Source organism: Streptacidiphilus monticola (assembly GCF_042658505.1).
GTDB classification, from domain to species: domain Bacteria; phylum Actinomycetota; class Actinomycetes; order Streptomycetales; family Streptomycetaceae; genus Streptacidiphilus; species Streptacidiphilus monticola.
Genome location: NZ_JBHSQJ010000170.1, coordinates 1 through 7,426, shown reverse-complemented (window position 1 = coordinate 7,426; position 7,426 = coordinate 1). Strand labels below are relative to the sequence as shown.

Below are 7,426 nucleotides of genomic sequence, written 5' to 3'. Positions count from 1 at the left end.
CACGGTGACCTCCGGCGGCGGGGGCAGCAGCGCCACCCCGACCCCCACCCCCACCCCGACGCCGACCCCGACCACCAGCCCGGGCTCCGGCACCAAGAGCTGCTCCGCCAGCTACACCACCTCCAGCAGCTGGACCGGCGGCTTCAACGGCTCCATCAACGTCACCGCAGGCTCCGCCGCGATCTCCGGCTGGAAGCTCACCTGGACCTGGCCGAGCGGCCAGTCCATCTCCAGCCTGTGGAGCGGCAACCTGACCCAGTCCGGCGCGTCGGAGACGGTGACCAACGCCTCCTACAACGGCTCGCTGGCCGCGGGAGCCACCACCAACCTGGGCTTCACCGCCTCGGGCAACGCCGTCGCCCCGACGATCACCTGCACCGCCAGCTGATCACGCCCCGCCGCCGACTACCCCTGGCGGCGGGGCGGTTCCTCCGCCGACGTATCGCCACGGACGCCAGAGCAACCGGCCGCGCCGCACAAGATCGCCCGACTCCTGTCGGCACAACTTGAACAACACCGCCTGACCGACAGGCAGTTGATCGGCATCGCAGGCAAGCCGGCCTACGGCTGGGACACGGCAGCCCCGCCGCGATGCCCCGGCTGCCCCCACCCACGGCAAGGCCCCGCAGCGCCACGCTCTGCTCTGTACGTTTCACGCTGCCTCGCGCGTCGTCGCTGCTGCACGCCTCGCGGCCGCTCCGGCAATTGACCGTCGACGAACCCTTGCTCACCATCGCTCCCCGGGGCAACGCCTCAGGATCCGGCACGTCACGGGAGAGCGGTATGCGGATAGGACAACGTTCCGGCGGGCGCCGTCGGGCGGCGACCACAGCTCTGTTGCTGTCCATGTGTCTGGGCGGCATCACACTGACAGGGCTGAGTCCCGGAACCGCCGTCGCCGCCGCCGGCCAGGCCGCGACGGCGACGGTGAACGCGGGGCAAGCCCTCGCCACGGTCCCGGCCACAGCGATCGGCACCAACGGCTCCGTCTACGACGCGGCCCTGACCGACGCCGCGGTACCGGGGCTGCTCAAGTCGGCCGGAACGGGGCTCATCCGCTTCCCCGGCGGAACCTCCGCCGACACCTACGACTGGAAGAACAACTCCGACGTCGTCTCCGGCAACACCTGGCCCACGAGCTTCGACCAGTACGCCACGCTGCTCAGCCAGACCGGTGCGCAGGGCATGGTCACCGTCAACTACGGCACCGGCGACGCGGTCGGCGCGACGCAGAGCCCCGCCGAATCCGGGGCGCAGCTCGCCGCCGACTGGGTGCGCTACGCCAATGTCACCCACCACTACGGGATCAAGTACTGGGAGATCGGCAACGAGGTGTACGGCAACGGCACCTACGGCGGCAGCTGGGAGCCCGACCGCCACTGCGCCGCGGGCAGCAGTCCCACGAACTGCGGGCCGGCGGTCTACGCCCAGAACGTCAAGGCCTACATCTCCGCGATGAAGGCCGTGGACCCCTCCATCGTGGTCGGCGTGGTGCTGACCGCCCCCGGGAACTGGCCCGACGGCCAGACCTCGGCAGGCAGTCCCCAGCCCTGGAACCAGACCGTGATGACGGCGCTGGCCGGGCAGATCGGCTTCGCGGACGTCCACTGGTACCCGCAGAACCCGACCAGTGTCGGCCCGCCCGGACCGGACGACGCCACCCTGCTGTCGGCGTCGGCGCAGATCCCCGGCATGGTCTCCACCCTGCGGTCGCAGCTGGGCCAGTACGCGGGCAGCTCGACTCTGCCGATCATGGTGACGGAGACCAACTCGGTGTCCAGCAACCCCGGCAAGCAGACCCTGAGCCAGGTCAACGCTCTCTTCCTGGCGCAGGACTACCTCGGCTGGCTGCAGAACGGGGTCGCCGGTGTCGACTGGTGGCAGATCCACAACGGCATCGTCACCACCGGGGACAACGGCTCCTCCCTCTACGGCACCGCCACCTACGGCGACTACGGGATCCTGTCGGACGCGAGCTGCGGCACCGTCAACGGCTCCCAGGTCTGCGAGCCGGCGGTGGACACGCCGTTCCCCGCCTACTACGGCATGCAACTGCTGAGCAGGTTCATCCACCCCGGTGACACCCTGGTCGCCGCCTCGTCCAACCAGTCGCTGGTCAAGGCGTACGCGGCGAAGGCGCCCGACGGGACGCTGCGCGTCCTGCTGGTCAACGACGATCCCGCCAACACCTACAACGTGGCCCTCGGCTACGCCGGTTTCACCCCGGCCGCCACCGCCCCCTCCGTCGCCACGCTCGCTCCTCCTGGTAACGGCATCAGCACCGCCTCGACCGGCAGTGCCTCGTCCCAGAGCATCGCGCCCTATTCGGCGGCCGTGATCACGCTCCAGCCGGGCGGTGCGATCTCCCCGCCCAGCACGCCGGGCACCCCGGTCGCCTCCGGCGTCACCGCCACCGCAGCCACCTTGACCTGGGCCGCGTCGACCAGCGCCGCCGGCATCGCCGGCTACGACGTCGTCTCCCTGACGGGCGGAACCGAGACCGTCGTCGCCCAGCCGACCACGAACGCGACCACACTGTCCGGCCTGACCCCCTCGACGACCTACACCTTCGCCGTCTACGCCCGCGACACCGCGGGCAACCGCTCCACCCGTTCCGGAACGGTCGCGGTGACCACCGGTCCCTCAGCCACCGGCGTGTCCTGCGCGGTGACCTACACCCCCAACGTCTGGTCCGGGGGCCTCACAGCGAACGTGACCCTCACCAACACCGGCTCCAGCGCCTGGAGTTCCTGGACCGCCCAGTTCACCCTCCCCGACGGCGAGAAGATCACCAACGCGTGGAACGCCACGGTCGGCCAGAGCGGCACCGGCGTGACGGCCGGCAACCTGAGCTACAACGCCACCGTCGCGCCCGGAGGGTCGGCCTCCTTCGGCTACCAGGCCACCTGGACGACCAGCAGCGCCGCACCGGCGTCGTTCACGGTGAACAAGACCGCCTGCACGGTGAACTGACAGGCCGTCGGCGAGCAGGTGGCCGGCCACCGGCGGGGCGGCCGGCCACCTGCTCGACCGTCGTGGCGAAGCGCGAGGGAAGCGACACAACATCGGAAGCACCGGACGCAGCCGTCGACGACCCGGTCCAAAGCGACCGAAAGAGCGAAGTTGCCCGCGTCCGGAGCGGCACGGCACGGCCCCAACCCGCCGCTGCCTCACAGTAGGGAGCAGCCGAGCGCCGTTCCTGGAGGCACGCGCCATGCCCACACCCCTGACGATGGCCCCCAACGTCCGCGCCGAGGACGGCCTTTGGGTCCAGGACGCCGAAGCACCGCCCCTGGCCGCGCTGCGCCCGCTCACCCCCGCGGCGAAGGGCGTCTTCCCCGTCTACCACGACCTGACCGAGCGCCTGATCCACCCCGCGGACCCGATCCAGCCCGGCGTCACCCATCCCGACCGGGTTGTCGCCCGCACCCTCGCCACGTGCGCCGGCTACGCCTACTCCGACGCCGGCACGGTCGCCACCATGATGGCCAGGCTCGGACTCGAGGGAAATCGCTGCCGCATGATCGGCACGTACGTCGACGCCATGTTCATCGCCTCCACGGCCTTCCTCGTCCAGAGCGCCAGCGGGCGCGTCGTCATCCTCGCCTACCGGGGAACCCAGCCCACCGGCCTCATCAGCTGGCTGGCGGATGCCGACCTGGCCCGTAGCAAGATCGCCCTCACTGTCGGCGGAGAACCGTGCGACGTGCACGGCGGCTTCTACCGCAACACGCGAGCCACCCGGTACAAGATCACCGAGGCCCTGCTCCGGGCGAAGCAGGGCCTGCCGATCACCGCTCCGAAGGGCACCACCCACCCCGGCCCGAAGACACCGGCACTCCAGCCGATGGAAGCCCTCTACATCACGGGACACAGCCTGGGCGGCGCGATCGCAGCCATCCACACCATCCTGCTCATGACCGACGACAACCAGCACGCCGCTCTCGGAGACGTGCACAAGGCGACCTACACCTTCGGACAGCCGATGGTCGGCAGCCCCGAACTCGCGCAGGGCTGCGACGCGATCGCAGCCCTGCGCGACAACGTCGTCCGCTTCGTCTACCGCAAGGACCCCGTCCCCCACGTCCCCCCGCGAGACGCCGGTTCCTTCGCGCACTTCGGCCGCGAGTACGCCTTCGACCGGGGTGCCTGGACGCCGCGCCTGAGGAAGAGCGAGCAGATGCACGGCGTCGTCGGCCTCCTCTCCTCCGGCCTCTCCTTCCTCACCGGCAGGATCTCCGCGCTGCACGCGCTGTCGATGGGGTACCAGATCGACGACCACGCCCCACAGCACTACATCGAGGCGCTCACGCCAGAAGGCGGCCTCACGGAGTTCGGCGACCACCCGTACCGCAACACCCCCGCATAGGGCCGCGGTCACTCACCACTGTGCTGGTGGCGGGGACTGCCCTCGCCTGGCCGAGCCGGGGTCGCGGGGCCCTCGGTGGGGAGGAAGTGTGGAGGATGCGCCGTGCCCGTCCCGCGCTGACGGCGTGTCCTGATGGCGACAGAGCAGAAAGGTGCCAGCCATGACAGCGGTACCCGACGGACGGCACGAGCACGCGGGCCGCCACGAGGCACTGACCGGTGCGTCCTTCTTCGCCGGCATCGCGCTGCTGGTGAGCGGGCCGATCAGCATCCTCCTGGGCGTCACCGGCATCGCCCGCGACCACTTGTTCTCCCCGGCGCGGTACGCCTACTACTTCAGCCTCACGGCCTGGGGCTGGATCCACCTCGTCGTGGGCGTGGCGCTCTTCGTCGCCGGCGTCGGGGTGCTGGCGGACAGGGGCTGGGCCCGTTGGGCCGGGTTGACCCTGGCCGGGATCAGCCTGGTCACCCAGTTCATGTTCCTGCCGTACTACCCGGCGTGGGCGATCACCATGATGACCCTCGACCTCCTCATCATGTGGGCGCTCAGCAGGTTCCACCCGTCCATGTGACAGTGCCCCCGCCGCGGAGACGGCGGGGGCAGCAGTGGGAGATCAGCCCTTCACGGCACCGGTCAGGCCGCCGACGATCTTCTTCTCGAAGATCGTGAAGAAGATCAGTGCGGGCAGCATGGCGAGCGACGTGAAGGCGAGGACCTTCGCGGTGTCCGTGGAGTACTGCGAGGAGAACGCCTGGACGCCGAGCGGCAGGGTGTAGTTCGCCTGCGAGTTGAGGATGTACAGCGGCAGGACGTAGTTGTTCCAGCTGCCGATGAACGCGAGGATGCCCACGGTCACCACGCCGGGCAGCGACAGCGGGATCACCATGCGCCAGAAGAACCCGAGCCGGCTGGCGCCGTCGATCGCGGCCGCCTCCTCGATCTCGTTCGGGATCGCCCGGAGGAACGGCACCAGGATGATGACGGTGGTCGGCAGGCCGAAGGCGATCTGCGGGACGATCACTCCGAACAGGCTGTCGGTGAGGCCGAGGTCCTTGATGACGATGTACAGCGGGGTGATCGCGATGACCAGCGGGAACATCAGGCCGGCGGCGAACAGGGAGTACATCGCGCCCTTGAGCCTGAAGTCGTAGCGGGCGAGCACGAAGCTCACCATCAGGCCGAGGACGACGATGCCCAGCGTGCTCCCCAGCGCGACGATGACGGAGTTGGCGAACTCACCCCAGAACGTCGTCGACGTCAGCACGTCGGCGTAGTTGCTGAACACCCAGGGGCTCGGCAGGCCCGCCGGACTCGTCGTGATCTGCGAGTTGGTGCGGAAGCCGCCCAGCACGATGTAGAGGACCGGTGCGATGCACACGCCGATGAACAGCAGTGCGACGAAGTAGGTGAACGGGCTCCCCCACTTCTGCGGCCGGTCACGCTTCTTGCGACGGCCGCTGGGCGAATCCGATTCCCCGGCGGACGACAACCAGGAGTTGGCGCTGGTCGCGCTCATCAGCGGGCTCCTTCGGTGACGGCGCCCTGGAGGTCCCGGCGCAGGACGAAGCGCTGGTAGACCAGCGCGACGATGAGGGAGATGAGGAACATCACGACGGCGATGGCGCTGCCGTAGCCGTAGTTCCCCGCGTTGCGGCCCTGGGCGACCATGTAGATCGCCATGGTCGAGGTCCCGGCCGTTCCCGAGACGTAGGGTCCCCAGATGATGTAGACCAGGTCGAACAGCTGCAGCGAGCCGATGATCGACAGGAAGCCCCAGATGCGGATGGTCGGCCCCAGCAGCGGCAGCGTGATGCGGCGCTGGATCTGCCAGTAGGAGGCGCCGTCGATGGCGGCGGCTTCGAACAGCTCGTCAGGAATCGACTGGAGTCCGGCGAGCATCAGGATCACCGCGAAGCCGATGTACTTCCACGAGATGATCGCCATCAGCGTCCACAGCGCCAGCTTCGGGTTGGCGAGCCACTCGGCCTGCAACGAACCCAGACCGATGTGCTGCAGCAGGTCGTTGACGGCGCCGTTGCTCGTGAGCATCAGGCTCCAGCCGGTGCCGACGATGACCTCGGAGATGACGTACGGCACGAAGATCAGCACGCGGATCACCGAGCGGCCGCGGATCTTCTGGTTGAGCAGGAGCGCGAGGACGATCGCCAGCGGACCCTGGATGACCAGGGAGAGCACCAGGATCAGGCCGGTGTGCCACAGGACCTGCTGGAACGCAGGATCGGTGAGGATCAGCTTGTAGTTGTTCAGACCGACCCAGTCGGTGGGCGCCCCGTAGCCGTGCCACCGGTAGAAGCCGTAGAACGCCGCGAGCAGCACCGGGAAGATCACGAACACCAAGAACATGATGACCGCCGGCCCGGACAGCAGTGCGATCTCGAGCCGCATCCTGGCACGGCCGCGGCGGCGCCCAGCCGCTCGCGGCGGAGTCGGGGACGCGGACTCAGCCGCGCCCCCGACCCCGGGCGTGCCCTGCGACTGGCGGCCGATGGCTGCTTCAGTACCCAGGGTTTCGCTCATTGTTGCTTACTCAGCCCTTCGCGGCAGCGGCGTTGGTGGCCGAGACGATGTCGGCGGCGCTGCCCTGGCCGGCCATCAGCTTCACGACAGCGGTGTTCATGGCGTTGCCGACGTTCTGGCCGTACTCCGTGTCCAGGAACATCATCGAGTAGGCGGCCTTGTTGAAGGTCTGCAGCGCCGAGATGTTGTAGGGCTGGGTGACGACCGACTGGGCTTCCTTGTTCACCGGGATCGTGACGAAGGCCTGGCTGTAGGCCTCCTGCTGGTCCTTGGTCACCAGCCACTCGAGGAAGCTGAGGGCCTCCTTGGGCGCGTTCTTCGACAGGGAGTATCCGTCCAGGCCGCCCATGATGGCGGTCGGGTCGCCCTGGCCGCCGGAGACGGACGGGAAGGGGAACCAGCCCAGGTCCGGGAGCGGCTTCTGGTCCTTGGTCAGGCCGGCGATGACTCCCGGGTCCCAGTTGCCCATGAGCTCCATGCCCGCCTTGTGGTTGGCGAGCATGCCCGCCGACGACCCGG

At 69.1% G+C, this 7,426-nt stretch carries 7 protein-coding genes; 4 read left to right on the top strand and 3 right to left on the bottom strand.

Annotated elements, in window-relative coordinates:
• The 4 genes from ACFP3V_RS30290 to ACFP3V_RS30275 form a co-directional block, all read left to right on the top strand.
• On the top strand, positions 1-388 hold a 388-nt coding region (locus tag ACFP3V_RS30290; RefSeq protein WP_380590516.1), incomplete at its 5' end, for a cellulose binding domain-containing protein.
• A gap of 458 nt (positions 389-846) precedes the next feature.
• Entirely contained in the window at positions 847-2,973 is a 2,127-nt protein-coding gene (locus ACFP3V_RS30285) for a cellulose binding domain-containing protein (RefSeq protein ID WP_380590518.1), read from the top strand.
• Between the two features lie 241 nt (positions 2,974-3,214).
• Positions 3,215-4,369, top strand: coding sequence for a lipase family protein (locus ACFP3V_RS30280; protein WP_380590513.1), 1,155 nt, complete (start codon positions 3,215-3,217; stop codon positions 4,367-4,369).
• A 160-nt stretch (positions 4,370-4,529) separates the two neighbouring features.
• Complete coding sequence (locus ACFP3V_RS30275) at positions 4,530-4,940, top strand: DUF7144 family membrane protein (protein ID WP_380590510.1); 411 nt, start codon at positions 4,530-4,532, stop codon at positions 4,938-4,940.
• A gap of 42 nt (positions 4,941-4,982) precedes the next feature.
• On the opposite strand, the gene ACFP3V_RS30270 is transcribed toward ACFP3V_RS30275, so the two are convergent.
• The 3 genes from ACFP3V_RS30270 to ACFP3V_RS30260 form a co-directional block, all read right to left on the bottom strand.
• Positions 4,983-5,885, bottom strand: a complete 903-nt coding sequence (locus ACFP3V_RS30270; RefSeq protein WP_380590507.1) for a carbohydrate ABC transporter permease — start codon at positions 5,883-5,885, stop codon at positions 4,983-4,985.
• On the bottom strand, positions 5,885-6,907 hold the full coding sequence (locus ACFP3V_RS30265) for a carbohydrate ABC transporter permease (protein ID WP_380590504.1): 1,023 nt from the start codon (positions 6,905-6,907) through the stop codon (positions 5,885-5,887). Before ACFP3V_RS30265 ends, ACFP3V_RS30270 begins: the two co-directional genes overlap by 1 nt.
• Positions 6,908-6,917: 10 nt before the next feature.
• A partial coding sequence (locus ACFP3V_RS30260; protein WP_380590501.1) for an extracellular solute-binding protein occupies positions 6,918-7,426 on the bottom strand: 509 nt, incomplete at its 5' end.

Bases quoted from the DNA above. Each gene is read 5' to 3' on its own strand.
- ACFP3V_RS30270 (WP_380590507.1), bottom strand. From the start codon at position 5,885: ATGAGCGCGACCAGCGCCAACTCCTGGTTGTCGTCCGCCGGGGAATCG.
- ACFP3V_RS30280 (WP_380590513.1), top strand. From the start codon at position 3,215: ATGCCCACACCCCTGACGATGGCCCCCAACGTCCGCGCCGAGGACGGC.
- ACFP3V_RS30285 (WP_380590518.1), top strand. From the start codon at position 847: ATGTGTCTGGGCGGCATCACACTGACAGGGCTGAGTCCCGGAACCGCC.
- ACFP3V_RS30275 (WP_380590510.1), top strand. From the start codon at position 4,530: ATGACAGCGGTACCCGACGGACGGCACGAGCACGCGGGCCGCCACGAG.
- ACFP3V_RS30265 (WP_380590504.1), bottom strand. From the start codon at position 6,907: ATGAGCGAAACCCTGGGTACTGAAGCAGCCATCGGCCGCCAGTCGCAG.